This window comes from Dissulfurimicrobium sp., from assembly GCF_049968175.1.
GTDB lineage: Bacteria > Desulfobacterota > Dissulfuribacteria > Dissulfuribacterales > Sh68 > Dissulfurimicrobium > Dissulfurimicrobium hydrothermale.
Window position 1 is genome coordinate 1 of the sequence record NZ_JBMFRG010000009.1, and the last position, 24,972, is coordinate 24,972.

Here is a 24,972-nt window from a genome sequence, read left to right on the forward strand (position 1 = left end):
TAATCCCTCGCGCAATCAACCTTGTAAATGCGGGCTTCCGGCTATGCCGGGCCAAAGATACTGTCCGATTTCTCGCAAAAAGAAGGGGAAGACCGGCGCATTATCTACGCGGCGAGCTTTCAGCTCAAGGATGCGCACGGCGTCCGGTCTTCTCTCTCGGTCAAACCCGAGTAAAGCAACAACACGTTCACAATACAAGGATGTGCTGAGGAACGAGGCGCATCGTTGCAGGTTCGGAATCCCTGTTTTTGGACACATTGGGGCTGATGCCTTTTCTAGAAATAGAGAGCTCTTTACCGGCGGTATCGCAATAACCCAATCACCACACGAAGGCTCTATTTCGTGCTGGAAACCTTGTTTTTGGCGAGCTCTTAAAGCACGCGAGCACAGCAGAAGGTGACTCCGCCTGATGTACTATCGGGATGCAGACAAGTTCGAGGTCGATATTTTCGGCAGTCAGCCCTGGTGTTTGACATCTGCCTGCCTGAGCGATACATTTGATGTGAGTATGCTGCTTCAGAAGGGTGAATAGGGTGAACGCCCAGGAGCAGGGCTGTTTAGCTTGCGGTTGCAGGGCGTTTGAATAGTTTTTTTGTCGGGAGGTTTTATGCTGAACACCTTTAAGATATATCAGGAGCTGATGGCCAGAATGGATCAGGCTGCTGCCGAGACCCTTACCAATATTCTGGGGCAGATTTACGAAGACCTGAAAAACACCGTGACTCAGCAGGATTTTGCTCAGCTGAAAGCCGTTGTCGTCGAGCTTGCGGAGGCCCAAAAGCGCACAGAGCAGCGTGTTGCTGAGCTTGCGGAGGCCCAAAAGCGCACGGAAGAGCGTTTGGACCGTTTGGAACAGACTGTTGCTGAGCTTGCGGAGGCCCAAAAGCGCACAGAGCAGCGTGTTGCTGAGCTTGCGGAGGCCCAAAAGCGCACGGAAGAGCGTTTGGACCGTTTGGAACAGACTGTTGCTGAGCTTGCGGAGGCCCAAAAAGAAACCGAACGTAGATTGCAAGACCTCATAGGTGAGGTGAAGGATATCAAGGTACAATTGGGCGGGCTTTCTATGGCCGTTGGTTATGGTATAGAAGATAAGCTGATGCCTTTCATGCATCGTTTTGTGCCCAGGGTATACGGTGCCATGCCCAAGATTGTGGAGCGGAAAAACGTACGCTATTCCAAAGACAGTTTTGACGAGGTGAACATCTATATGGAGGCCATAAAGGATGGCCAACAGGTGCTGATAGTGGGAGAGTGTAAGGCCCATCCGGGCAAGAAAGACCTGAAGCGGTTCGATGCAATGCTTTCGCGCCTGAGCGACCACTTCAAGATGCCGGTGCAGGGTTTTATCGTTGGCTATGCCTTTTCTCCTGAGATAGAGGACCTGTTGGCCCAAAGGTATTCGCACATCAAGGCCTTCAAGACCTATGAAATAGAACGAATAGCTGCTGAAGAGGTGGTGTAGACACGTGCTCTCCTTACGTATGCTTCGAGATGCCTGGGCCTTGTGTGAGTTTATTTTCGCCAATGTCAAGCTGGACTTTCATGTCCGCTATCGGAATACTCAGTTCGGTCTTGCCTGGACGGTCCTTCAGCCCCTGGCCACGATTCTCATTTACACCGTGATATTGCCGGGCTCATGAAGCCGTCCCTGCCAGACCACGACTCTCCATTTGCCTACAGTATCTACCTCTGCTCAGGCGTGCTCACCTGAGGGACAAGCATATTTGTTTTTATTTTGTCATATTCGGCCATTGATATGGACCTGAGAATATGTAGAATACAATAATGACTTAACTATTTACTGGGTCTATCAAAAGAGGCATGGGTCTTCAATCTCATTTTTGATCCGCAAAAAAGAAAACGTTTAAAACAAAAGAACGAAAGGGGTGTATCATGAAGAGGGCACTGATAACAGGTATTCGAGGCCAAGACGGCGCATATCTTGCCAAACTGCTTTTGGAAAAGGGTTATGAGGTCTATGGCGCGGACAGGCGAAGCGGCGACTCCAGCAACTGGAGGCTCAAGGAGCTGGGCATCGAGTCCCATGTGAAGATAGTCTATATGGACCTTCTGGAGCTCACCAACATTTTGCGCACCATCGAAAAGATCAAACCAGACGAGGTCTATAACCTGGCGGCCCAGAGCTTTGTGAAGGTCTCCTTTGATCAGCCCATTTTGACAGCAGACATAGACGCCATGGGGGTCTTGAGGCTTTTGGAGGCCCTACGCACTTACAACCCATCCGCTCGCTTTTATCAGGCCTCCACCTCCGAGATGTTTGGCAGAGTGCAGGAGGTGCCCCAGAGCGAAAAGACCCCTTTTTATCCGCGCAGTCCCTATGGAGTTTCCAAGCTCTTCGCCCACTGGATGACCGTAAATTACCGGGAATCCTACGGCATGTTTGCCTGTTCGGGCATACTGTTTAATCACGAGTCCCCTTTTCGCGGTCTGGAGTTCGTCACGCGCAAGATCACTCATGCCATAGCGCAGATCAAAAGGGGCAGGCTGGACAAGGTGGTCGTGGGCAATTTGGATTCCAAGCGGGACTGGGGTTATGCCCCTGAATATGTGAATGCTATGTGGCGTATGCTTCAGCAGGAAAGCCCTGACGACTATGTGATCGCCACCGGTGAGACGCACACGGTGCGAGAGTGGATCGAGTGCGCCTTTAAGGCCGTTGAATATGAGATAGCCTGGGAGGGTGCCGGTGTGAATGAAAAGGGTAGGGATGTGAAAACCGGCAAGGTGCTGGTGGAGGTATCGCCCGAATACTTCAGGCCTGCAGAGGTGGAACTGCTCATTGGTGATGCCTCCAAGGCTCAGAGACAACTGAATTGGCGGCCCCAGACCACCTTCAGCCGTCTATTGGAGATTATGGTGGAGGCGGATCTGAGAAGAGAGTAAGGGAGGCAAACTATTTTTATACGTGTTATCTAATTTATGTTATGTCTATCCTTTCTCTTTTTATTCTTGCACCTACGGCTGAAAGTTTTCCCTCCATATCTTCATAGCCCCTGTCAAGGTGATAAACCCTTAAAATTGTAGTTATCCCTTTTGCGGCAAGGCCTGCAAGCACTAGAGATGCGCTGGCCCTCAAGTCAGTAGCCATGACCGGTGCGCCGTTAAGCTCCTTCACCCCGCGTACTATAGCGCTTCTGCCTTCAACTTTTATATCTGCGCCGAGTCTTTGGAGCTCGGCCACGTGCATGAAGCGGTTTTCGAATATGGTCTCTGTTATGACGCTCAGACCCTCAGCCATGGACATCAAGACCATTATCTGCGCCTGGAGATCAGTTGGAAAACCTGGGTAAGGCAGTGTCTTGATATCAACACTCTGAAGCCGTCCCTTCTTTTTGACAAAAATTTGATCTCCGGATGCATTGATTTGAAGGCCTGCACATCTGAGTTTTGAGATGACTGCCTGGAGATGCTCGGCCCGTACGTCTTTAAGTGTAAGTTCTCCGCCTGCTGCACCGACCGCCATCATGTATGTCCCGGTTTCTATGCGGTCCGGAATAATGCGCCATGCCACCGGTCTGAGATCATTTACACCTTCTATTGTTATGGTCGGCGTCCCAAGGCCGCTTATGCGCGCCCCCATAAGATTCAGCATCTCGCCGAGGTGTACTACTTCAGGTTCACGCGCAGCGTTTTTAAGTACTGTTTTGCCTTTGGCTAGGGTGGCGGCCATCATAAGATTTTCCGTACCTGTGACCGTAGGGGTATCAAGATATATCTCTGTCCCTTTAAGTCTGGATGCAGAGGCCTCGACATAGCCGCCTTTGAGTTTGAGACGTGCACCCATCTTTTCAAGGCCCTTGAGATGGAGGTCGATCGGCCTTGCCCCGATTGCGCAGCCGCCGGGAAGCGAGATGCGGGCCTTTCCGGCCCTCGCGACAAGGGGCCCGAGGACCAGTATGGATGCCCGCATGGTGCGGACCAGGTCATAGGCCGCCTCCAGGCCTGAAAGATCTGATGAGTCGATATGAAGCGTACGGATATATTTATATCCGTCTTTCCCGATGTCCTTAGCCGACCGGTCCGAGGACGTTCGCCATTCCCTTTCCTGGCAGTGGGCGTCCTGTGTATCGACTGTACAGGACGAGTAGAGGCCGCCCATGACCTCCTTGTCGGTATAATAGACACCTTCAGACACATGCAAGGGCCTTTCCATTTCAGCGACATGCACCCCAAGGCCCTTGAGAAGGGTCAGGAACGTGTTTATATCCCTGAGTCTCGGGCAGTTGTCTATGTGGAATGGGCCGCCGGTCAGGATGGTTGCGGCAAGGACTGGCAGGGCTGCATTCTTCGCGCCGCTTATCCTGACCTCGCCCTTAAGGCTGTGCCCACCTTCTATCTTTAGCTGATCCATTTATTTTCTAAGGGGGGCCTGGCCCTTGTGCCATAGATATACAATTGGGCTTGCCACAAAGACCGATGAGTATGTCCCGACGATTACACCCATCATGAGCGCAAGGGCGAAGCTGTGGATCACGACGCCGCCGAAGAAGAAGAGGCTTATGGTGACGAGGAGTGTGGTCCCTGAGGCCATGATCGTCCGTCCGAGCATCTCGTTTACGCTCTTGTTGATCATCTCAGCAAAGGTCAGCTTCGGATAGCGTTTAATACTCTCCCTGATCCTGTCAAAGACAACGACCGTGTCCGTAAGAGAGTAGCCGGCAAGGGTGAGAAGCGCGGTGACTATCAGGAGCGTTATCTCGTTGCCAAGAAGATATAGGACGCCGAGGACGGCCAGGACATCATGAAAGGTGGCTATAGCGGCCGCGACGCCGAAGCTGAAATCGAACCTGAACGCCAGATAGACCAGGATTCCTGCAAGCGAGATGGCTATGGCGACAAGGGCCTTGTTTCTCAGGTCGCGGCTTACGGTCGAGCCTATCTCGGACTTACTCTCAACCGTGAACCTTGTACCGGTAACGCCCCTTGAAAGGGCGTTTGTGACCTTTTCCTCGATGCTTTCCACCCTTGTCATGGATTTTTTGACCTCGACTATGAGCACGTTTTCACTCGGGACATCCTGAAGCGTATAGTCCTTTACGTCGGCGCTTTCCATGGCTTGGCGCACCTGATCGAGCCTGAAGGGCCTGTCCGCCTTGTACTGGATCATGGTCCCACCGGCGAAGTCGACGCCTAGGTTGGCATCCCCCCTCATAATCTGCACAAAGGCCAGGAGTCCGAGGGCGACAAGCACCCCTGATATGACGAATGTGATATTGCGTCTGCCGATAAAATCAATATTCGTGTCTTTTATGATCCTCAGGAACCGTATGTCCTTTATGGCGTTTTTGGCGATGATGAAGTCATAGACGATCCTTGTCCCGAAGATGGCTGTGAAGAGGTTTATGATGATGCCTGCCGAGAGCGTGACAGCAAAGCCTTTGATCGGGCCGGTCCCGAAGAGAAACAGGGCGAAGGCGGTTATGAGTGTGGTCACGTGTGCGTCGACGATGGTCCAGAATGCCTTGTCATAGCCGCCGTCTATAAAGGCCTTGAGCGGTCTGCCCAACGCCCGCTCCTCCCTCATCCGTTCAAATATGAGGACGTTTGAGTCAACACCCATGCCTATGGTGAGTATGATACCAGCAATGCCGGGCAACGTCAGTGTCGCATGCAGGAGGGAAAGGACGGCCATCAGAAAGAGTATGTTCATGACAGCCGCCACGTCTGCGATGAGGCCGGAGAGCCTGTAGTAAATCAGCATGAGCATGATGACCATGGCCGCACCGATAAGTCCTGCCGTTATCCCCTTTTGTATGGAGTCCTTGCCGAGCGACGGCCCCACGGTGACATTTTGGATGATGTGCACCGGCGCTGGGAGGGCGCCGGCCCTCAAGACGATAGCGAGGTCGGATGCCTCTTCGTAGGTGAAGGAACCGGTGATCTGTGCGCTCCCTCCAGCTATCCTCTCCCTGATCACAGGGGCCGAGCGCGCAACGCCATCCAGGATGATCGCAAGGCGTTTGCCTACGTTGTTCCCCGTTATCTTCTCGAAGAGCATGGCCCCGCGATCAGTGAGTTCGAGCTCGACATAGGGTTCGTTGAATTGTCCCCCTACGCGCACCCTGGCCGTCTTTACCGCATCCCCTGTCATCACCGCCTTCGCTTTGACAAGTAGAGGTCTTTTCCTCTCTCTTTCCTCTTGGAACTCCCTTTCCTTCAGGACTACGACCTCGTCATCCTTCGGGATTTCGTTCTTGAGTGCATCATTTAAGGCCTTCGTATCGTAGTCAGGTGAGAGCCTCCCTGACTCGACCGCTTCTCTTACGAGTCTGTCGAGCCCTGCGCTGTTTTCATCGTCCACCAACTTGAACTCTAGCTGCGCAGTCTGTCCGATGAGATTTATGGCCCTTTTCGGGTCCTTTACGCCGGGGAGCTGCACTACTATATTTTGCGACCCTTGTCTTACGATGACCGGTTCCGCAACGCCGAACTGGTCGATCCGGTTGCGTATGATCTCAAGGGACTGGTCGACCGCGTTGTCCCTGATGAATTTTTCCTCATGGGCCGAGAGGCCTATGCTGATCTCAGGGAAGTTTCCCTCCTGCCTTTCCCCTGTTATCCGGAGGTTTGGAAATTCCTCCTTGATTATGGCCTCCACTCTGGCAAGGGACTCGGCATTTGGAAGCAGATACGTTATTTCACCCGGCTTTGCAGTCTGTTTCATCACGACCGTGATCTGTTTCCGCCCAAGGGTGTCTTTCAGGTCTTTTGCCGCGAGTTCCGCGGCGTTTTTGACCGCCTGGTCCACATCCACCTGTAGCGTGAGATACATGCCGCCCTGGAGATCAAGCCCCAGCTTCAACCCTTCGCTATAGAGGTATTTTTTAAACCAGTCAGGGACGTTGTTCGAGAAGGACGGATAGACAATGAGCGCTGATATGATTGTAAGTGCGGCGACCAGTAAAAATTTCCATTTTAGACCTTTCGGCATGGTATTCTCCCATAAAAGACCCCTGCGTCTGGCAGGTTTTATTCTTACCTTTAGGCATTAAAAGAATACTTTTAGCCAAAAAACATGTGGATTTCAAGGATAAAAAGGCCCCTCGATGAAAGAGGGGCCAAAAAAATGAGATCTTATTTCACCCTCGCCCTGGTCCTCTTCATCAAAGAAGAGAGAGGAATACGCTGGAGGTAGCGTTCCCTGCCTCAGCATCAAGGGGGAAGGGAATGTGTGGCTTTTCGTGGCTGATTACTATTGTTTCATATTCAGGAGCTCGCTCAACATCTGGTCGGTGGTGGTTATCAGTTTTGAGTTCGCCTGAAACGCCCTCTGTGTGGTAATGAGCCTGACGAACTCAGTGCCGATGTCCACGGTGGATTGTTCAAGTGCGTTGGCTGTGACTGACCCGAGGCCATTTGTATTCGGCGGGCCTGTGATCGGCGCGCCTGATGCGGTGGTCTGCTGCCAGAGGTTTCCGCCAGCCTTGGATAGATCGGTCGGGCTGTTGAAGCGGGCAAGTTCCAGCTGCGCTAGCGGAACAATACGCCCGTTTGAGTAACTGCCCGAGATCTTTCCATCGTTATCCACGCTCAGTGTCTCAAGAAATCCGGAGGCGAAGCCGTCCTGGTCGTAAAATATGGTGCTAGACCGTGCGGCGTACTGGGTCGTGGTGATCGCCTCGGTGTTCCATTTGTCTATCGCAGTTACGGCCGGAGTGGTGCCGCCGGTCGTAACCTGCGCCTGGGTGCCGAGGTCCAGATCTATGGTCTGGAGCGCTGGATCCGTCGGACCGCCAGTGGTCTTCGGCAGGAAATAGGCGTTGAATTTGAGATATCCATTTGTATCCATGTATTGGTCAATAGCGGGTGATGTGATCCATTCGCCGTTATTATCGCGCAGGCCGGTTATGGTGATGCTCGTATTTGAACTGTCTATGTTGCCCTGGGCGTTGAACGTGATTTGGCCCTTCATGAGTTCACCCCTGCTTGGATTGGTGTCGCCGCTCTGGTCTTCATTAGGGTTCATTGCGACCAGGAAGTTCCATTTGCCGTCCGCATTGGTGTCGGCTTTGTCGAAGTATATCGTTATTGTATGGGTGTTTCCAAGGCTGTCATAGACGTTCAGACTGGTGCTGTATTGATAATTGGTGCCCTGCGCCATCTTTCCGTTTGGGTCGGCAGGGGTGCCGCTTCCGTCCCATGTGAGGGGGCTTGGCGACGGGCCGACCGTGGTGCTGTCCAGGTTGACGGCCACAGTCGTCTTTTTGGTTGCAACCGGCGGGGAGGTGCTCGATATCTTTATATCGGTAGGCGCGCCAACTATCTGGGCCTTATCCGGGTCCATCTTCCAGCCTTGAACCCTCATGCCCGCCGGGTTTACGAGGTTGCCGTATTGATCCGTCCTGAACTGGCCGGCCCTTGTGTAGTAGGTGTTGCCGGTGTTTGGGTTTTTGACCACGAAGAAGCCGTTTCCCGCGATTGCAAGATCTGTTGGCGAGGACGTACTCTCGAACGATCCTTGCTGGAATATCGGTGCGACGTCAGCCATGGCTGACCCTCTGCCTACTTGAGAGCCGCCTCGGGCGGTATTTATGGATTGGGCCATGATGTCCTGGAAGGTGGCGCGGGAGGCCTTGAAGCCCGTGGTATTTACGTTTGATATGTTGTCTCCTATGACCTGCATGGCATTACCGAAGATCGTCAGCCCGTTTACCCCTGAATAAAGTGAACTTGTAAGTGACATCTTGCATCTCCTTTTTTATTTTTAACCATTTATTGTCTGGATGTCGTTTATGGATATCGTGGGGCCGTTTTTGATATTGAACTGCGGCGTCCCGTCCGCCTGATAGCTTATAGCCGAGACTGTGCCCGTGGTCAGGGTGGTAACGTTTACGGCGTTGCCCTTGTCGTCCTTTGCATCGACTGTGACCGTATAGTCCCCGGCTGGCACCTTCGCCCCGGTCGCATCTGTCCCGTCCCAATTGAGCGGATGCGAACCCTTGCCTAGCGGGCCCATGTCCCAGCTCTTTATAAGCTTCCCGTTTGAGTCTTTTATAGTGACCACGCATGATGTGCAGGCGTTGTCCAGATTTAGATCGAAGGGATTCGGCCCGTTGGCGCCGACCTCGAGTTTGTTGCCGGTGTACCTGACATCGTGGCCGAGATAGCCTATGGCATCGATCTTCATGCGCTGATTGTCGGTTGCCACCAGTTTGTTGATGGCGTCGTTGTTTTTGTACATAAGATCCACCATGTTCAGCTGGGCTATCTGGGTGGCCATCTGTCCGGTGTCAAGCGGCTGCATGGGGTCCTGATACTCCAGTTGCGTGACAAAGAGCTTCATGAAGTCGTCCTTGGTGAGCGTGGTGCGGGTATTTGGATCGACGAAGTTGGGTGTTTGGGTGGTTGACGGCGTCTGTGTATTTGAGATATTAGTTGTTGCGGTTGTAGTCATAATATACCTCTTTTATATTATTAGATTGATACCACCGTTTTGAGTCCCGTACCGGGCCGTAGAGGCGTTTTGTGCAAGGCCGTCTGTTGTGGCGTTTATATCATCCTTTCCTGTATCATTTCTTGAAAAGGGTCGCCTGATGACCTCCTGTGCCCAGTTGCCTGGGTCGCCTTGTCCTCCCTGATCAAGGGAGGTGAAGTTAGTCTGGGTACCGCCGTCGACCTTGAGCTGCGTGACATTGAAACCCTTTTGGTCAAGATGGCTTTTAAGCCCGTCCATCTGTCCCTGGATGATGTTTCTGACGTCAGGGTGATCGGCTGCAAACGTGGCCTTCAATTCATTATTGCCGGTAATGGTAAGGTCAATCCTTATCTTTCCGAGGTCAGGTGGGTCCAGGTGAAGCACCACATGTTTGTCGCCGGTGCTCAGGTTTGAAAAGACCTGATCTTTAATGACCTGCGCCAGGTCTTTTTTGTCTATCATTTCTATGTGTGTGTGGGTGACGCCGCTGGAGGTGTTGTCAGCGGCATTGTTGGCCGCCACAGCAAACTGTTGGCCGGGTGTCTGGTCCTGGGCCTTTGTAGTCTTATCATCCTGGGGTTTAGCGGTCCTTTCAGCGCTGTCCGATTCAGTGTTGATCCAGGCGCCGTCTTGCCTGTTGCCGGCGTCTACAATCTTTGGCCCAGACGCCTTGCCGCCGTCGGTTACGGATTGAGTTGCTGCAGCGGCGTCCTTTGTATCTTGAGGCGTCCTTGAAATCTTCTGGTCTTTTGGGGCTTGAATGGGTTGCACTGCAATTTCTGCCGCATTTGCTGCGCCGTCTGTCTGTGTGTCCTGCAAATTGGCCTGTCCGGATATCTGTCTGTGGCTGCCGGTTGCATCCGCTGCCGCGGACAACGGGGTCACGGCAGCCTTGTCCGCCTTTGTAACACCTTGGTTGTCCATTAACCAGGTTGTATTTTTGTCAACCCTGTCAACCCTGTTAGTTGCGCTTGTCTGAGCGGCTGGGTCTTTGCCTGGCAGCGCGGTGCCGAGAGATGTCGCAGAGGTCTGAGATGATGATTGCTGTGTCTGGTCCGCGCCTTTATCCGGTATCAGGGTGGTATCCTGGCTGGTTTTACCGGTCATAGACGGCATTGCGCCTAACTCAACGTCTGTTGATAGTAATTTTGGCGTTATATTGTGTGGTTCCATTGAGGGTTTGTCTGCCGCCATCTTTATTATTTCCTGTGATACATTCTGACTGGCCGGGCCTCTTGCCGATGTCTGTGCCGCAGGCTGTTGCATAAGAGATGCCGCTTGTGTTGCCAGGGGCGATGCATTCAGCAGACCTGAGGGCATATCGTCCTGTATATATGTTGCATCTGTGGGGATGGGATCGTTTTTTGTTGATACAGTCTTTGTCATGCCGGGTTCGGCATTGCCGCCCTGAACATGATCTGTTGTCTGGACATTTTTCACAGTTACACCCTGCTGTCCAATGGTGATCGCTGCAAGGATAATGTCCGTGGTATCCATGCAGCCATTATCAGCCTTATCATCTTTTTTGGTCTCATCGGTCTTGCCCGCAATTTCTCCAGCCCGTTGTACCGCTGTACCTTGGTTTGTCCGGGCCGTCTCTGTGTCTTTGGGGATTTTGCCGGAAGAAGACCCGGCTTCGGATGGGCCGTTTTTGTCTGGTGACTTTGCGGCATCTTGTCCGTAGGGCTGGTTAGCGGCCATAGCCATAGGGGATGATGAAGATGCAGCCTTTTTGTTTTGATCCCATGGCTGGTTCGCCACTTTTGTATCAGCCCTTTGATTCGTCCTCAGGAGGTCTTGAAATGGGCTGTCACTTCTATTGGATGTCATTGCTGTGATGTCTGATTTTATGCCCGGCGAAACGGCGTCTATCTGGATATCAAGAACTTGTGGCAGTATTTGCATGGCGTATGTCCATTTGTTTTTTTAAGGGTGGGCTTTCCCTCGGCTAATTTAAATAGCAATAACTGTGCCTCAATCGTGATTTTTATAAAAATCAAGGTGTTGTGGCAGATTTTGTTAATTTGTCGTTGTCATGAGGGAAATGTTTGCCCAGCTGCGGGCATGTTTTTCAATCCTTGATGGCGTCACAAAAGGTCGCCAACCGCCGTTTTGCGCTGCATCCTTCGTCACTGCGGCGTACAGGAGGTACGCCTCATTCCTCAGGATTTTCACGCCTTGCATTTGAGATTTTTGCTTAGCCATTCTATACAAGGTCTTTTTACGAGACCATCAATCATTCAGGTTGACAACAATATGTTCGGGAGACTATATAAATGTCATTTCCGGTCGGGACGTGGCTCAGTCTGGTAGAGCACAGCGTTCGGGACGCTGGGGCCGGAGGTTCGAATCCTCTCGTCCCGACCATTTTTATTGTTTTATTGCAGGATTTTATTCGGACAGAGGTCTCGGTGATGGCGATGTTGGTAAAGATAAGACGGGCTGTAATAAGCGTGACAGACAAGACCGGCGTTGCGGCGTTTGCCGGGGAACTCGGCAGGATGGGCGTAGATGTTATTTCTACCGGGGGTACAGCCAAGGCGATTCGGGAGGCTGGTGTCAGCGTGCGGGATGTATCCGAGCTAACGGGCTTTCCTGAGATGATGGATGGGAGGGTGAAGACGCTTCATCCCAGGGTTCATGGCGGTATCCTCGCCATAAGGGATAATGCCGTCCACGTGCGTCAGATGGAGGAAAACGGGATATCGCCCATAGATATGGTGGTCGTAAACCTCTATGCCTTTGAAAAGACTGTGGCCAGACCTGGCGTCACGCTTGAAGAGGCTATAGAAAACATAGACATCGGCGGCCCGGCCATGCTCCGTTCATCCGCCAAGAATTTCAGATATGTGACCGTGGTGGTCGATCCTGCTGACTATGGGAAAGTGCTTGATGAGATGAGGGCCAACAGCGGCTCGACAACACTTGCGACAAGATTTGGGCTTGCAAAGAAGGTTTTTGAGGTCACATATCGTTATGACAAGGCCATCTCGGCGTATCTGAACAGCGTGGCCACGGTGGCCGATGCATATTAAGATGACATCCCCGTTGGCTCCAATCCTATGTATGGACTGGGCGTGAAGGACCCTGATAGAAAGATAGGCCCGAAGATATGTGTCTCGCTCTCAGGGTCTTCAGTGGAGGCCATGTTACAGGCGCTTAAGGACTCCACCCCCTATGCCGATCTCGCCGAAATAAGGCTTGATGCCGTTTCAGATACCAAACGCCTTGATATAGGGGTGCTGATAAAAAACAGCCCGTTGCCGCTTATCTTTACCAATAGGCCTTTCTGGGAGGGGGGAGGGTTTTCAGGGGATGAAGCGGACAGGTTGAGACCACTGCTCGAAGCTGCAAGATCCGGAGCGGAGTTTATTGATATAGAATTAAGGGCCGAGCCTCGCATCCGTTCGTCAATATTGAAAGAGGCCAGGCGTTGCGGTTGTAAGGTTATTGCCTCATTTCACGACTTTTCCGGCACCCCGGACGACAGCCTCCTTTTAAGGGCTATTGAGGAATCGTGCGATATAGGTGCGGACATCGCAAAGATAGCGGTTATGGCGAGGTCTGAGGACGATGTGAGACGTGTCCTGTCGCTTTATTTCAGGCGGCCGTCGGGGAGGACGGGCAGCATCCCCTTGATAGCCTTTGCAATGGGGCCTTTGGGCAGGGCGAGCAGGCTTGCGTGTGTCTTCCTCGGTTCATATCTGACCTTTGCATCACCGGCGGGCGGTGCAGAGACCGCACCCGGTCAGATACCCTTAAGAGAGATGAGGGCCATGGTTGATTATCTATCGGGCCGCCAGCCTGAGTTGACCTTTTAGGTTTCTGCAATCCAGAGAGGTCTCAAGGTTTCATTGTTATTATGTCATATGATAATAAATTGATAGCGGGGCGCATTAAGGAGATCTCGGCAAGGGCGGCGGAGGCTGCATTGAGGGCCGGGCGTGATCCCGGCGATGTCAGGCTTATGGCTGTGACGAAAACCGTGTCTCCAGATGCAATCGAGGTGGCGATTCTTGCAGGACAGACGCTTTTCGGCGAAAACTACGTTAATGAGGCAAGGGGTAAGATAAGCTTGCTTGCCAGCCGTCACCCAATGGTGAGTTGGCACCTTATAGGTCATCTTCAAACCAATAAGGCAGGGCCGGCTGTAGGTCTGTTTGATTGCATCGAGACGCTTGATAGCATCAAATTGGCCAGTGTCCTCGATAGCAAGGCCAGGGCCAGCGGCAGGAGGCTATCCGTTTTCATCCAGGTGAATATTGGAGAAGACGTCGCCAAATTCGGCGTGCCGCCCGGTAGGCTTGACGAATTCTTGAAGGGGCTTGCTGCATTTCCACACCTTGCCGTCTCGGGTCTTATGACCATAACGCCATGGACTGACGACCCTGAGGATGCAAGGCCATGGTTTAGGGCGCTTCGTGAGCTCAGGGACAAGGTCTCAGAGGAGGCTGGCGTCTTTATAAAGGAGCTGTCGATGGGTATGTCGCGCGACTTTGAAACGGCCATAGAAGAAGGCGCTACTATCGTGCGTGTCGGGTCGGCCATATTCGGGCCGAGGGACCGTTTGAAGATCTGATCGATGTATTGGAGGCAATGGCATGTTTGAGATATTCATCAAGACCCACTTTTCAGCAGCGCATTACCTCAGAAATTATCCCGGGAATTGTGAACACCTCCATGGACATAATTGGGATGTAGAGGTGGTGGTGGGGGCTGAAGGGCTGAATGAGATAGACGTCGGCATAGACTTTCGTGATCTAAAGAAGTCCGTACACGATGTGCTGGCCGGATTGGATCATACTAATCTAAACGATCATCCTGCATTTAAGGCATACAATCCGTCTTCCGAGAGACTTGCTGAATATATATACAAGATGGTCAAAGGTGTCATTTCAGGGTTCAAGGGCGTAAGACTCCTGCGGGTGACGGTCTGTGAGACGCCCATGACAGGTGTTACATACGTTGAGCCTTAGGAGACGGCGGTGCCACTTTTGGTTGCTGAGACCTTTTTGAGCCTACAGGGTGAAGGTGTCTTTGCGGGCCGGCCTTGTTTTTTCATCCGCCTCTCGGGATGCAACCTGAGGTGTAATTATTGCGATACGACCTATGCCTATTCGGGCGGTGAGGAGCGGGAACTGGCGTCCTTACTAGCCGAATGGCAGGCAAGTGGCGTAGGACTTGTGGAGGTTACAGGTGGGGAGCCTCTTTTACAGAAAGAGACTGTCCCGCTTATGGAGACCCTCCTGTCTTCCGGTGCGACGGTACTGTTGGAGACGAATGGGAGTCTACCCTTGGTCCGTGTTCCAAGGGGTGTGATCAAGATAGTGGACCGCAAGACCCCTGGAAGTGGCATGAAAGAGGCGTGGCATGAAGAAAATACCCGCTATATCGACATGAAAGACCAGATCAAGTTCGTCATAACCGGACGCGATGATTACGAATGGGCCGTTGCTTTGGTAAGGAATTCCTCTCTTTTTTTATATACCCAGGTCCTTTTTTCGCCGGCATGGCGGCTTTTGGATCCTGCTGAGTTGGCGTCGTGGATATTGGCTGACAGACTGGATATCCGGCTGCAACTCCAGCTGCATAAAATCTTATGGGGGGATAAAAGAGGGAAATAAAAATGCATCTAAGGCGTTGACATGTCATTTTAAATGTTGTAGAAACATCTTTAATCTTTCTGAATGAGGCTTCATTTTTAGGAGTTAAAGGTTTCTACGGGAAGGATCGGGTTATGATAAATTTAGATATTTCCTTGTGGGTAGAGGTGATCTCCGTATTGGTGCTCATGGCTATCTTGAATTCCATGCTCTTTAAGCCCATCCGCCGTATCTTGGAGGAGCGGCGCTCAAAGATGGATGCCATCCAGGCGGATGCCGATAGATTTGCGCGCAATGCGGAGCAGATTCTTGATTCATTCAACAAGAAGATGGCAGAGGCAAGGAAGTCCGGTCAGTCAGAGAAGGAACGTCTCAAGGGAGAGGCCAGGAAGATGGAGCGGGAACTCCTGGAGTCCAGCGGCAAAGAGGCCGATGCTGCAAAGCAGCGGCTAATGGCTGAGCTGTCGGCGCAGATTGACAGCACCAGAAAGGATCTTTCCGCCAAGATCGAGATGTTTGCTGCCGAGATAGCACAAAAACTGCTGGGGAGGGCTATTTGATGCTTGGGCGGAGGGGTCTGCATTGGTTGTTGTCCGGGCTGTTTGGTCTATGTGTATGTGTTTTTTGTTTGGTTTTTTCCGGTCCTGTTTATCGTGCCGGCGCCGCTGAAGAGGCCGCAGCTGTGCGGTCTGCCCCTGATGTTGCAACAGTGCCGGCGCAGCAGGTTCAGTTTGTGAAGGAGGCTGCTGCACAGGCTCCTTCTTCCGGAGGGCATGAGGCCGCAGCCAGTGGTGAAGAAGGCGAGGGTCATCACGGACTCACACACAGTCAGATAATGAATTTTATCTGGCACTGTTTGAATTTTACCATATTGGTCATAGTACTGGTCAAATATCTGCGCAAACCCATCACTGACGCCCTGAACGGCCGCCGCGAGTCCATAAAGGCTGCGTTTGATGAGCTTGAATCCAAACGGCGGGAGGCGGAGCGCAAATATGCAGAGTATGAAAAAAGACTTTCAGGCATGGATGCAGAGGCGGCAAGGATACTGAAGTCTTTTGTAGAGCAGGGTGAGGCCGAAAAGGCTAAGATTATAGCGCAGGCCAATGATGCAGCCGAGCGTATAAAGGCGCAGGCTGAGCTCTATGTACAGCAGGAGCTTTCAAAGGCCAGGGATCAGCTCAAAAAAGAGGTTGCCGAACTGGCTGTAAAGATGGCCGAAGATCTGATAAGAAAGAATATAACTGAGCAGGATCATCATCGTCTTATAACCGAATATCTAGAAAGGGTGGTGACTAAAAATTGACCAGCGCAGTGATAGCAAAAAGATACGCAAAGGCCCTTTTCTTTGTTGCAAAGGAAAGCGGCAAGCTTACGGATTTCGGTGCAACACTGAAAGAAATAAGCGTTTTCCTGGCAAGGAATCCCGATGTAGAGCTGGCCTTGGTGAGTCCTGTATATCCTCTGGGGCTCAAGCAGGATATCGTCAATCAGCTCATCAAGGCCTTCAAGGTGGAAGATGTCCTGGCTAATTTCCTGCGCCTATTAGTTGAACGCCGCAGGATCCAGAATTTCACCCAGATATGTCAGTCATTTAGTGAGCTTGTTGATGAAGAGATGGGTGTCGTCAGGGCGGTGGTCAAGACCGTAGTGCCTATGCCCAAAGATCTTCAAGGGAAATTCGCCGAGATCTTGGCGAAGATCAGCGGCAAAAAGGTTGCGCTGGAATTGCAAGAAGATCCCTCCATCATTGGCGGAGTAGTGGCCAGCATAGGTGATATGGTTTGGGATGGAAGTATAAGAAGTCAGCTTCAAGGCTTTAGAGAATCTATAGAGAGGGGTGATCTGGGATAATGGCACAGATAAGAGCAGAAGAAATCAGTGACATCATAAAGAAGCAGATACAGGGCTACGAAAAGACGATTGATCTGGCCGAAACCGGTACCGTCTTGTCGGTTGGTGACAACGTCGCGCGTGTTTACGGGGTCAGAAACTGCATGGCCATGGAGCTTTTGGAGTTTCCTGGCGGGGTCATGGGGCTTGCGCTTAACCTCGAGCAGGACAACGTGGGCGTTGCCGTTATGGGCAGTATCGAGGGGATCAAGGAGGGTGATCTGGTCAAGAGGACCGGGAGAATTGCCCAAGTTCCTGTGGGTGAGGCTATGCTTGGCCGCGTGGTCGACGCCCTTGGCAATCCGATCGACGGTAAGGGTCCTATTGCGGCAAAGGAGTTTCGCCGTATCGAAATGAAGGCCCCCGGCGTTATCGACCGCAAGAGTGTCCATGAGCCGTGTTATACAGGACTTAAGGCAATAGACGCCATGACACCTGTCGGCAGAGGACAGCGTGAATTGATCCTCGGGGATCGTCAGATCGGCAAGACTGCTATCGGCGTGGATGCCATTATTGCTCAGAAAAATACCGACGTCTACTGTATTTATGTAGCCATAGGACAGAAACAGGCGACCGTTGCATTGGTCGCCGAGGCGCTCCGCCGCAACGGCGCAATGGAATATACCACCATAGTAGCGGCTAGCGCCAGCGAGCCAGCATCCCTGCAGTATCTGTCCGCATTCTCAGGCTGTGCCATGGGCGAATACTTCAGAGACAACGGCAAACATGCCCTTATCGTCTATGACGATCTATCCAAACAGGCTGTCGCGTATCGTGAGCTTTCCCTGCTCCTAAGGCGTCCACCGGGACGTGAGGCATATCCCGGCGATATTTTTTATAATCACTCGCGGCTCCTTGAGCGCGCGTCAAAATTGAATGATGCGCTCGGGGCTGGCAGCCTGACCGCTCTGCCTATTATTGAGACGCAGCAGGGTGACGTTTCTGCATTCATTCCGACGAACGTCATTTCCATTACGGACGGCCAGGTTTATCTTGAGCCGTCGCTTTTCTTCGCCGGTATAAGGCCTGCAATCAACGTCGGGCTCTCTGTCTCAAGGGTCGGCGGTGCTGCCCAGGTAAAGGCCATGAAACAGGTTGCGGGTACTTTGCGTCTCGATCTGGCTCAATACCGTGAACTCGCGGCCTTTGCGCAGTTCGGCAGTGATCTTGACAAGGCCACACAGCAGCAACTTAACAGGGGCGAACGCCTGGTTGAGATACTCAAGCAACCTCAATATCAACCGCTCCCGATGGAGAAGCAGGTGACTATCCTCTTTGCCGGTACAAGGGGCCTGCTTGATGAATTGCCTGTAGCGTCGCTTCAGGAGTTCGAGCAGGAACTTTACGCCTTTATTGAGAAGAAACATATCGATATATTCAATGAATTGAAAGAAAAACAGGTGATCTCCGACGAACTCGACAAAAAGATGCGTGCGGCGATTCAGGAGTGCGTCAAGGAGTTTAAGGCAAATCGCAATTTATAAAAAAGGGTGTCTATAAATGCCATCTCTCAAGGATGTAAAGATAAAGATCAATGGTGTCAAGAAAACTCAGCAGATAACCAAGGCCATGAACATGGTTGCTGCTGCCAAGCTTCGAGGGGCCCAGAAGAGGATGGAAGACTTCAGGCCCTATGCCGAGAAGTTCACGACCGTGATCTCTGAGCTGTCCGGATCGGCGAATCCTAACGCCTTCCCCCTTATGGCGTTCAGGCCTGTAAAGAAGGTCCTCTTGTTGGTCGTCACATCTGACAGAGGCCTTTGCGGGCCGTTTAATTCAAACCTGATTAATGCGGCTGAAAAGTTTGCAAAGAATCAGAAAAATGAAGGGCGCGATGTGGCCTTGGCATGCATAGGGCGTAAAGGTGTTAACTATTTCAGCAAGAGTCAATATGACCTACTCTATAAAAGCGTTGACGTCATGAGCAACGTTCAGATGCTTAATGCGAGACAGACAGGCAAAGAGGTCATGAATCTCTTTCTTGAACAGATGGTCGATGAAGTCCAGCTCCTTTACGGCAAATTCGTAAACGTGGTCGTTCAGCGGCCGTATTTCAAGAGGCTCCTGCCCATAAGTCAGAAAGGCCTTGAAGATATCGAGGCGCAGGGCAACAAGACTGCCGTTACTTATACCTACGAGCCTGAGCCGGAGCAGATATTAAACCAATTATTACCGATGTATATAAATGTACAGATAATGCATGCCATGCTTGAAACCGCTGCAAGTGAACAGGCAGCCAGGATGACGTCAATGGACAATGCAACCAGGGCGTGCAAAGACATGATCACTAGTCTTACATTGATTTACAACAAGGCCAGGCAGTCATCGATAACCAAGGAACTGATGGATATAGTCGGCGGCGCAGAGGCCCTCAAGGGTTAGAATTTGAGAGAAAATTTTTGCACAAATATGTGTGACGGGAGGTAGTGTTAGATGGCCACTGAAACAACCGGAAATGTCGGCAAGATAGCCCAGGTGATCGGGCCAGTAGTTGACGTTGAGTTTGAGCCAGGGCATTTGCCCTCGATTTTGAATGGTCTTTTGGTAACGAACCCCGCTATAAGCGATGAACCTGATAATCTGGTTATTGAGGCTGCACAACACCTAGGCGACAATATGGTGAGGTGCATAGCGATGGATACCACAGACGGTCTTGTGCGCGGGATGCCCGTTAAAGATACTGGCGAGCCCATCAAGATACCAGTCGGTGCTTCTACGCTGGGCAGGATCATGAATGTCGTGGGGAGGCCCGTCGATGGTCTTGGGCCAATAAATTCGGAGACTTATTACCCTATTCACCGTAAGGCGCCAGCCTTTGTGGAGCAGGATACCACCGTCCAGGTCCTTGAGACGGGGATCAAGGTCATAGACCTCTTGGTGCCGTTCCCGAGAGGCGGCAAGATGGGGTTGTTTGGCGGCGCTGGATGCGGCAAGACTGTCATAATGATGGAGATGGTCCATAATATCGCCATGCAGCACGGCGGCATCTCGGTGTTTTGCGGTGCCGGAGAGCGTACACGTGAAGGAAACGACCTATATCAGGAGATGAAGCATTCAGGTGTTCTTCCAAAGGCGGCGCTCATATATGGACAGATGACCGAACCGCCCGGTGCGCGTGCGAGGATAGGTCTCACAGGTCTTACCGCCGCTGAATATTTCCGTGATGAACAAGGTCAGGATGTCTTGTTCTTTATTGACAACATCTTCCGCTTTACCCAGGCTGGTTCCGAGGTGTCAGCTCTCTTGGGTCGTATCCCGTCGGCAGTCGGTTATCAGCCGACACTTGCTACAGATCTCGGTGCCCTTCAAGAGCGCATTACATCGACGACGAAGGGATCCATTACAGCGGTTGAATGTGTGTACGTTCCGGCTGACGACCTTACAGATCCGGCGCCTGCAACCACATTCGCCCATCTTGACGGTACAGTCGTCCTTTCGCGTCAGATCGCAGAGCTCGGCATATATCCGGCGGTCGATCCTCTCGATTCCACATCGCGCATACTTGATCCCAATATCCTTGGAGAAGAGCATTATAGGGTTGCACGTAGGCTCCAGCAGACACTTCAGAAATACAAGGACCTCCAAGATATAATCGCTATCTTGGGCATGGACGAACTGACAGACGAGGATAAGCTAACAGTGCAGAGGGCCAGGAAGTGTCAGAGGTTCCTTTCGCAGCCGTTCCATGTGGCCGAGACCTTTACGGGCATGAAGGGTAAGTATGTAAAGGTCGAGGATACCGTTAAGGGCTTTGGCGAGATACTCGATGGTAAGCACGACGAGCTGCCGGAACAGGCGTTCTATATGGTCGGCACCATAGAGGAGGCGGTGGAAAAGGCCGCAAAGACTGCGTAATAAAGGCATAAAATAATCGAAGGCTACGGATAAGGATATGGCTAATAAGATATTGCTTGAGGTTGTCACCCCGACGAGACTTGTTGTGAGCGAAGAAGTCGATCTTGTTACAGCCCCGGGAGCTGACGGGGTCTTTGGCGTGATGGCCAATCATACAGCTCTATTGTCCACCTTGAAGGTCGGCGAGATGCACTATAACGCCGACAACAAGACCGTGCGTCTGGCTGTATCGGGCGGTTTCTGTGAGATTTCCAACAACCGCATGACTGTTTTGGCCGAGGCGGCGGAGATTTCTACTGAAATTGATGTAGAGCGGGCATTAAGGGCAAAAGAGCGGGCCGAACGCAGGCTCCAAGAGGCGCAACAACAGAGGGAAAAGATCGATGTGGCAAGGGCACAGGCGGCATTGGCAAGGGCCATGGCGCGGCTTAAGGTGGCTGGGAGACAATAGTCATTTATTTCTCTATATCCTGTAGAGGGAGATGAATCGGTTGTGACAATATCTTACCTTGCAAACGCTAAGGGCAGAACGACCTGAACGAATGCCCGTGGAGGATGTAAGCACATCTGATTAAAAATACCATTTTTTGTAAAGTGGTGTAGTTCATCTAAAAGTGATTTATATGATCCAAAAAAGGCAAGCATATGCTTGCCTTTTTTGTTATATTTAATTGGGATTTTATCTTTTCTGCAGATTTATATTTTATGATCGATAAATGGGCCTCGATATTGCTTGCCGCAGGAAAGGGAACAAGGATGAACTCCGAACTTCCCAAGGTCATGCACACCTTGTGCGGCCGGCCTATGATCTTTTGGGTCGTTAATTTGCTGGATCAGCTTGGCATAGAGACCAGGGTGGCCGTCGTGGGTCATCAAGGGGATGTTGTGGGGGGGTATCTCTCAAAATTAAATTGCCAGACGGTCTTGCAGGATGCGCAGCTTGGTACCGCTCATGCGGTTATGTGCGCAAGGCCGATTTTAGGCGGTTTTGGCGGTGATATCCTGATCATGTACGGGGATACGCCGCTTTTCAGGGTTGACACCATTAAATCTTTTATCCATAGGCATATTGATCTGCAAAACAGCCTGTCGATCTTGTCGGCCTTGGCGGAAGATCCAGCTGGTTACGGCAGGATTATAAGGTCAGGCAGCTATAATGGAGTTTGCGCCATAGTCGAAGAGAAGGACGCATCAAGGGCCGAGAGAACCATTAGAGAAATAAACACCGGGGTATATGCAGTAAGGGCCCCTTTGCTTTTCAGGCTCTTAGAAGAAATAAGGCCGGAAAATGTCCAGGGCGAATATTATTTAACCGATATAGTCAAGATTGCAGTTTCGGCAGGGGAAAAGGTGGGTGCTATATGTTGTGCGGACAGCCTTGAGGCCTTGGGTGTAAATACAAAAGAAGACCTGGCCAGGGCCGAGGGTGTAATGTCAAAGATTTTTTTGGATAAAGGGTTGTAAAAGATTTAAAATGTTACAATATTGACGTATCTGATTCTTTAAGATTAAATTAAAATATTAATGGGGTAACGATATGAATAATGACCAAGAATTGCGTACATTGGAAGAAAAGCTTGAACAGTTGATAAGCTATTGCGAGAGACTGCGTGGGGAGCGTGAAGAGTTGATTAAAAAGAATCAAGAATTGATTGCAAAATTAAACGACGTCGAGGAAAATCTGGCCAAACTCAATGGCGAAAGGGAAGATATACGCAATAGGGTTTCGGATCTCATCTTAAAGATCGACCAGTTAGGGGCTGAATTGCCTGGATCGGCGGAATCCGTTAATTAGGTCATGTCTGTACATAAGTAAATGCATGACAACTCAAAGAATTTATTTATAAGATTGGATTTTTTTGGGCAGTCCTACGATCTCAAGGCGTATGATAATGAAATAGATGTTCAAGAATTGATCGATTATGTGCATGACAAGGTAAAGGAACAAGATATCTTAAATGGAGGGCTTGCCCCACACAAAAAGATGATTTTAGCTGTTTTGAATATGGGCAGGGATTACCTGCTTGCAAAAAAGAAATTAAAAGAAATGGAGGAAAGATATATAACGAAGGCCGAGATGCTTGTCGCCAAAATAGACTCGGTCATAGAATTGAAATAATTTTTAGGTTTCCCTGCTGTGTTCGTGATTGACAGATAGTCTTTTGAGCCAACACCCCTTACAAGGGAGACTCCTCTTCACATGGCGTGAACGAGAGAACATCTCTTTCCCAGTAGTGTGAATGAGCTACCCACCTGATTTTTATCAGGTTCAATCGACCTGTCGACACGGCACAAGCGGGGGATTTGTTTGGACCCAATCCTATTTGGATTTTATATATATGATGAATGTGGCTTGGAACGAAACAGGATCGCCTTTTAAAAGGTAGCCTTGAGGAAGGATTTATGGCCAGCGACGGCTTTATTATATTCAAGACTTTTTGTGTCATTTTTGTAATTTTATCTTTCACAGGCCTTAAAGTATCTTTAGGATAGCTATCCAACCCCCGCCTTTTCAACGGTTTCTCGGCGGGCCTTCCCTTTATCGTTCCATAGAAGACCCTGGAGGGCAAGCTGCATCTAATCATGGATAAATAAGGGGATGTCTGTACTATGGAAGTCATTTATAAAATCATCTTTATAATAATAGGCCTTGGCATCGGGTTGCTTATAGGGATGTTATATGCCAAGCGCAAGCTCAAGGGAGCGGCTAGCCTTTCAAGGGATGAAATAGAGGCCTTGCGCCGGGAGGTTGAGCAGGAGGCCCTGATACTACGCCAAGAGGCCAAGGTAAAGGCCCAGGAAGAGGCATTCAGGCTCAAAAAGGAGATCGAACAGGAGCTGAGAGATGAGAGGAATGACCTGCATGCCCAGGAAAAACGGCTCATCCAGAAGGAGCAGCAGCTTGAGCGCAGGGAAGGGCTCATAGATCAAAAGGAATTGGCAATCAGGGACAAGGAAAAGGAACTGCACAAGATTGAGCGGAGGGTGCAGGAAAGGGAGAGAGAGGCAGAGGCGCTGCTGGCGCAGCAAAAGGAAAACCTGGAAAAGATAGCAGGGATGTCGACCCAGGAGGCAAGGGATTACTTATTAAAGAAGGTGGAGGGGGAGGCCAGGCAAGAGGTAGGCATAATGCTCAAAAAGATCGAGACAGAGGCCCGCGAATCTGCCGATAAAAAGGCAAAGGAGATCATCTCCCTTGCCATAGCAAGGTACGCTGGCGAATATGTTGCAGAGAGGACCGTAACCGCGGTGCCCTTGCCAAACGATGAGATGAAGGGCCGCATTATAGGGAGGGAAGGCCGCAATATCAGGGCCCTTGAGACGGTAACCGGTGTTGATCTCATCATAGACGACACCCCGGAGGCCGTGCTCCTGTCATGCTTCAATCCTGTCCGTAGGGAGGTTGCCCGCATTGCCCTTGAGCGACTTATAGCCGACGGGCGTATACACCCTGCAAGGATTGAAGAGGTGGTTAAGAAGGTCGAAAAGGAGGTTGATGCATCTATACGTGAGGCCGGCGAACAGGCCACGTTCGATGTAGGGGTCTATGGAATAAACCCTGAACTTATCAAGATCTTGGGCAGGCTGAAGTATCGCACGAGCTATGCACAGAATGTGCTTCAACACTCCATAGAGGTGGCGTTCCTGTGCGGTGTCATGGCCAGTGAGCTCGGCATAAACGTCAAGAAGGCAAAGCGCGCTGGACTGCTGCACGATATCGGCAAGGCGGTAGACCACGAAATTGAAGGCCCTCACGCCATTATCGGTGCCGATCTCGCCAAAAAATATGGCGAGACACAGGAGGTGATCCATGCGATCGCCGCACATCACGAGGACGTAAGGCCAGAATCAGTGCTTGCGGTCCTCGTGCAGGCGGCGGACGCCCTTTCCGGTGCGCGTCCCGGCGCAAGGCGAGAGATGCTTGAGAGTTATGTGAAACGCCTGACTGATCTTGAGGCCATCGCTACATCATTTCAAGGGGTGCAGAAGTCGTTTGCTATACAGGCAGGGCGCGAGATCCGCATCATGGTGGACAGCGGCAGGATTTCTGATGCGGAGGCCGTGCTTCTTTGCAGGGATATAGCGAGGAAGATCGAGACCGAATTGAGTTATCCGGGGCAGATCAAGGTAATAGTGATCCGTGAGACAAGGACTGTGAATTATGCCAAATAATGTCTGTTTTGC

Annotated in this window: 23 protein-coding genes, 1 tRNA gene, 1 other RNA gene and 1 pseudogene; 21 read left to right on the forward strand and 5 right to left on the reverse strand. The window is 51.2% G+C overall.

Features of this window, described 5'->3' with window-relative positions:
• Positions 1-27: 27 nt before the first annotated feature.
• The 3 genes from ACP5SG_RS01875 (at position 28) to gmd (ending at position 2,904) form a co-directional block, all read left to right on the forward strand.
• Positions 28-174 (forward strand): hypothetical protein, encoded by a 147-nt coding sequence (locus ACP5SG_RS01875; protein ID WP_237888749.1) that lies wholly within the window; start codon positions 28-30, stop codon positions 172-174.
• Positions 175-607: 433 nt separating this feature from the next.
• Positions 608-1,462, forward strand: a complete 855-nt coding sequence (locus ACP5SG_RS01880) for a hypothetical protein (protein ID WP_428121469.1) — start codon at positions 608-610, stop codon at positions 1,460-1,462.
• Positions 1,463-1,893: 431 nt separating this feature from the next.
• Positions 1,894-2,904, forward strand: coding sequence for a GDP-mannose 4,6-dehydratase (gene gmd / locus ACP5SG_RS01885; RefSeq protein WP_237888785.1), 1,011 nt, complete (start codon positions 1,894-1,896; stop codon positions 2,902-2,904).
• Positions 2,905-2,938: 34 nt separating this feature from the next.
• Here the strand turns inward: gmd and murA are convergent, their stop codons facing one another.
• From murA to ACP5SG_RS01910, 5 genes are all read right to left on the reverse strand, one after another.
• Positions 2,939-4,372: a UDP-N-acetylglucosamine 1-carboxyvinyltransferase gene (gene murA / locus ACP5SG_RS01890; RefSeq protein WP_237888784.1), complete on the reverse strand. Its 1,434-nt coding sequence runs from the start codon at positions 4,370-4,372 to the stop codon at positions 2,939-2,941.
• Positions 4,373-6,952, reverse strand: a complete 2,580-nt coding sequence (gene secD, locus ACP5SG_RS01895) for a protein translocase subunit SecD (RefSeq protein WP_424661256.1) — start codon at positions 6,950-6,952, stop codon at positions 4,373-4,375. It abuts the gene before it with no gap.
• Positions 6,953-7,213: 261 nt separating this feature from the next.
• The gene (locus ACP5SG_RS01900; protein ID WP_428121475.1) at positions 7,214-8,704 is read right to left on the reverse strand and encodes a flagellar hook protein FlgE; all 1,491 of its coding nucleotides are present in this window, start codon (positions 8,702-8,704) and stop codon (positions 7,214-7,216) included.
• Between the two features lie 21 nt (positions 8,705-8,725).
• Positions 8,726-9,415: a flagellar hook assembly protein FlgD gene (locus ACP5SG_RS01905; RefSeq protein ID WP_237888781.1), complete on the reverse strand. Its 690-nt coding sequence runs from the start codon at positions 9,413-9,415 to the stop codon at positions 8,726-8,728.
• A gap of 12 nt (positions 9,416-9,427) precedes the next feature.
• A complete protein-coding gene (locus tag ACP5SG_RS01910) occupies positions 9,428-11,341 on the reverse strand; it encodes a flagellar hook-length control protein FliK (RefSeq protein ID WP_424661254.1) in 1,914 nt (637 codons plus the stop codon).
• Between the two features lie 385 nt (positions 11,342-11,726).
• Between ACP5SG_RS01910 and ACP5SG_RS01915 the strand changes: the two genes are divergently transcribed.
• The 18 genes and pseudogenes from ACP5SG_RS01915 to rny all read left to right on the forward strand — a co-directional run bounded on the left by ACP5SG_RS01915 (position 11,727) and on the right by rny (position 24,960).
• Positions 11,727-11,803 (forward strand) — tRNA-Pro (locus ACP5SG_RS01915).
• Between the two features lie 56 nt (positions 11,804-11,859).
• Positions 11,860-12,462, forward strand: a pseudogene (locus ACP5SG_RS01920) (IMP cyclohydrolase); the annotation flags it as partial.
• A gap of 36 nt (positions 12,463-12,498) precedes the next feature.
• On the forward strand, positions 12,499-13,257 hold the full coding sequence (gene aroD, locus ACP5SG_RS01925) for a type I 3-dehydroquinate dehydratase (protein WP_237888779.1): 759 nt from the start codon (positions 12,499-12,501) through the stop codon (positions 13,255-13,257).
• A gap of 41 nt (positions 13,258-13,298) precedes the next feature.
• Positions 13,299-14,015: a YggS family pyridoxal phosphate-dependent enzyme gene (locus ACP5SG_RS01930; protein WP_424661253.1), complete on the forward strand. Its 717-nt coding sequence runs from the start codon at positions 13,299-13,301 to the stop codon at positions 14,013-14,015.
• Positions 14,016-14,037: 22 nt separating this feature from the next.
• Positions 14,038-14,412, forward strand: a complete 375-nt coding sequence (queD, locus tag ACP5SG_RS01935) for a 6-carboxytetrahydropterin synthase QueD (RefSeq protein ID WP_237888777.1) — start codon at positions 14,038-14,040, stop codon at positions 14,410-14,412.
• Positions 14,413-14,421: 9 nt separating this feature from the next.
• Positions 14,422-15,060 carry a radical SAM protein gene (locus tag ACP5SG_RS01940; RefSeq protein WP_237888776.1) on the forward strand — a complete coding sequence of 213 codons (639 nt, stop codon included), beginning with the start codon at positions 14,422-14,424 and terminating at the stop codon, positions 15,058-15,060.
• Positions 15,061-15,173: 113 nt separating this feature from the next.
• A complete protein-coding gene (locus ACP5SG_RS01945; protein ID WP_237888775.1) occupies positions 15,174-15,599 on the forward strand; it encodes a hypothetical protein in 426 nt (141 codons plus the stop codon).
• Between the two features lie 68 nt (positions 15,600-15,667).
• Positions 15,668-16,345: a F0F1 ATP synthase subunit B gene (gene atpF / locus ACP5SG_RS01950; protein WP_428121488.1), complete on the forward strand. Its 678-nt coding sequence runs from the start codon at positions 15,668-15,670 to the stop codon at positions 16,343-16,345.
• Positions 16,346-16,353: 8 nt separating this feature from the next.
• A complete protein-coding gene (atpH, locus tag ACP5SG_RS01955) occupies positions 16,354-16,893 on the forward strand; it encodes an ATP synthase F1 subunit delta (RefSeq protein WP_428121491.1) in 540 nt (179 codons plus the stop codon).
• The gene (atpA, locus tag ACP5SG_RS01960) at positions 16,893-18,416 is read left to right on the forward strand and encodes a F0F1 ATP synthase subunit alpha (protein ID WP_237888772.1); all 1,524 of its coding nucleotides are present in this window, start codon (positions 16,893-16,895) and stop codon (positions 18,414-18,416) included. The genes atpH and atpA overlap by 1 nt, the downstream gene beginning before the upstream one ends.
• A 16-nt stretch (positions 18,417-18,432) precedes the next feature.
• Positions 18,433-19,314, forward strand: a complete 882-nt coding sequence (gene atpG / locus ACP5SG_RS01965) for an ATP synthase F1 subunit gamma (RefSeq protein ID WP_424661249.1) — start codon at positions 18,433-18,435, stop codon at positions 19,312-19,314.
• A gap of 51 nt (positions 19,315-19,365) precedes the next feature.
• Positions 19,366-20,787, forward strand: a complete 1,422-nt coding sequence (gene atpD, locus ACP5SG_RS01970; RefSeq protein WP_237888770.1) for a F0F1 ATP synthase subunit beta — start codon at positions 19,366-19,368, stop codon at positions 20,785-20,787.
• A gap of 37 nt (positions 20,788-20,824) precedes the next feature.
• Entirely contained in the window at positions 20,825-21,238 is a 414-nt protein-coding gene (locus ACP5SG_RS01975) for a F0F1 ATP synthase subunit epsilon (protein ID WP_237888769.1), read from the forward strand.
• A gap of 254 nt (positions 21,239-21,492) precedes the next feature.
• Positions 21,493-22,251, forward strand: a complete 759-nt coding sequence (locus ACP5SG_RS01980; RefSeq protein ID WP_237888768.1) for a sugar phosphate nucleotidyltransferase — start codon at positions 21,493-21,495, stop codon at positions 22,249-22,251.
• Between the two features lie 73 nt (positions 22,252-22,324).
• Positions 22,325-22,582, forward strand: a complete 258-nt coding sequence (gene zapB, locus ACP5SG_RS01985; RefSeq protein WP_237888767.1) for a cell division protein ZapB — start codon at positions 22,325-22,327, stop codon at positions 22,580-22,582.
• Positions 22,583-22,603: 21 nt separating this feature from the next.
• A complete protein-coding gene (locus tag ACP5SG_RS01990) occupies positions 22,604-22,906 on the forward strand; it encodes a cell division protein ZapA (RefSeq protein WP_428121504.1) in 303 nt (100 codons plus the stop codon).
• A gap of 7 nt (positions 22,907-22,913) precedes the next feature.
• Positions 22,914-23,093: non-coding RNA, 6S RNA (gene ssrS, locus ACP5SG_RS01995), on the forward strand.
• Between the two features lie 304 nt (positions 23,094-23,397).
• Entirely contained in the window at positions 23,398-24,960 is a 1,563-nt protein-coding gene (gene rny, locus ACP5SG_RS02000) for a ribonuclease Y (protein ID WP_237888765.1), read from the forward strand.
• Positions 24,961-24,972: the final 12 nt, after the last annotated feature.

Bases quoted from the DNA above. Each gene is read 5' to 3' on its own strand.
- secD (WP_424661256.1), bottom strand. From the start codon at position 6,952: ATGCCGAAAGGTCTAAAATGGAAATTTTTACTGGTCGCCGCACTTACA.
- ACP5SG_RS01905 (WP_237888781.1), bottom strand. From the start codon at position 9,415: ATGACTACAACCGCAACAACTAATATCTCAAATACACAGACGCCGTCA.
- atpA (WP_237888772.1), top strand. From the start codon at position 16,893: ATGGCACAGATAAGAGCAGAAGAAATCAGTGACATCATAAAGAAGCAG.
- ACP5SG_RS01980 (WP_237888768.1), top strand. From the start codon at position 21,493: ATGATCGATAAATGGGCCTCGATATTGCTTGCCGCAGGAAAGGGAACA.
- murA (WP_237888784.1), bottom strand. From the start codon at position 4,372: ATGGATCAGCTAAAGATAGAAGGTGGGCACAGCCTTAAGGGCGAGGTC.
- gmd (WP_237888785.1), top strand. From the start codon at position 1,894: ATGAAGAGGGCACTGATAACAGGTATTCGAGGCCAAGACGGCGCATAT.
- ACP5SG_RS01880 (WP_428121469.1), top strand. From the start codon at position 608: ATGCTGAACACCTTTAAGATATATCAGGAGCTGATGGCCAGAATGGAT.
- ACP5SG_RS01930 (WP_424661253.1), top strand. From the start codon at position 13,299: ATGTCATATGATAATAAATTGATAGCGGGGCGCATTAAGGAGATCTCG.
- rny (WP_237888765.1), top strand. From the start codon at position 23,398: ATGGAAGTCATTTATAAAATCATCTTTATAATAATAGGCCTTGGCATC.
- ACP5SG_RS01910 (WP_424661254.1), bottom strand. From the start codon at position 11,341: ATGCAAATACTGCCACAAGTTCTTGATATCCAGATAGACGCCGTTTCG.
- aroD (WP_237888779.1), top strand. From the start codon at position 12,499: ATGTATGGACTGGGCGTGAAGGACCCTGATAGAAAGATAGGCCCGAAG.
- atpD (WP_237888770.1), top strand. From the start codon at position 19,366: ATGGCCACTGAAACAACCGGAAATGTCGGCAAGATAGCCCAGGTGATC.
- zapB (WP_237888767.1), top strand. From the start codon at position 22,325: ATGAATAATGACCAAGAATTGCGTACATTGGAAGAAAAGCTTGAACAG.
- ACP5SG_RS01875 (WP_237888749.1), top strand. From the start codon at position 28: ATGCGGGCTTCCGGCTATGCCGGGCCAAAGATACTGTCCGATTTCTCG.
- ACP5SG_RS01990 (WP_428121504.1), top strand. From the start codon at position 22,604: ATGCATGACAACTCAAAGAATTTATTTATAAGATTGGATTTTTTTGGG.
- ACP5SG_RS01945 (WP_237888775.1), top strand. From the start codon at position 15,174: ATGATAAATTTAGATATTTCCTTGTGGGTAGAGGTGATCTCCGTATTG.
- queD (WP_237888777.1), top strand. From the start codon at position 14,038: ATGTTTGAGATATTCATCAAGACCCACTTTTCAGCAGCGCATTACCTC.
- ACP5SG_RS01975 (WP_237888769.1), top strand. From the start codon at position 20,825: ATGGCTAATAAGATATTGCTTGAGGTTGTCACCCCGACGAGACTTGTT.
- ACP5SG_RS01900 (WP_428121475.1), bottom strand. From the start codon at position 8,704: ATGTCACTTACAAGTTCACTTTATTCAGGGGTAAACGGGCTGACGATC.
- atpG (WP_424661249.1), top strand. From the start codon at position 18,433: ATGCCATCTCTCAAGGATGTAAAGATAAAGATCAATGGTGTCAAGAAA.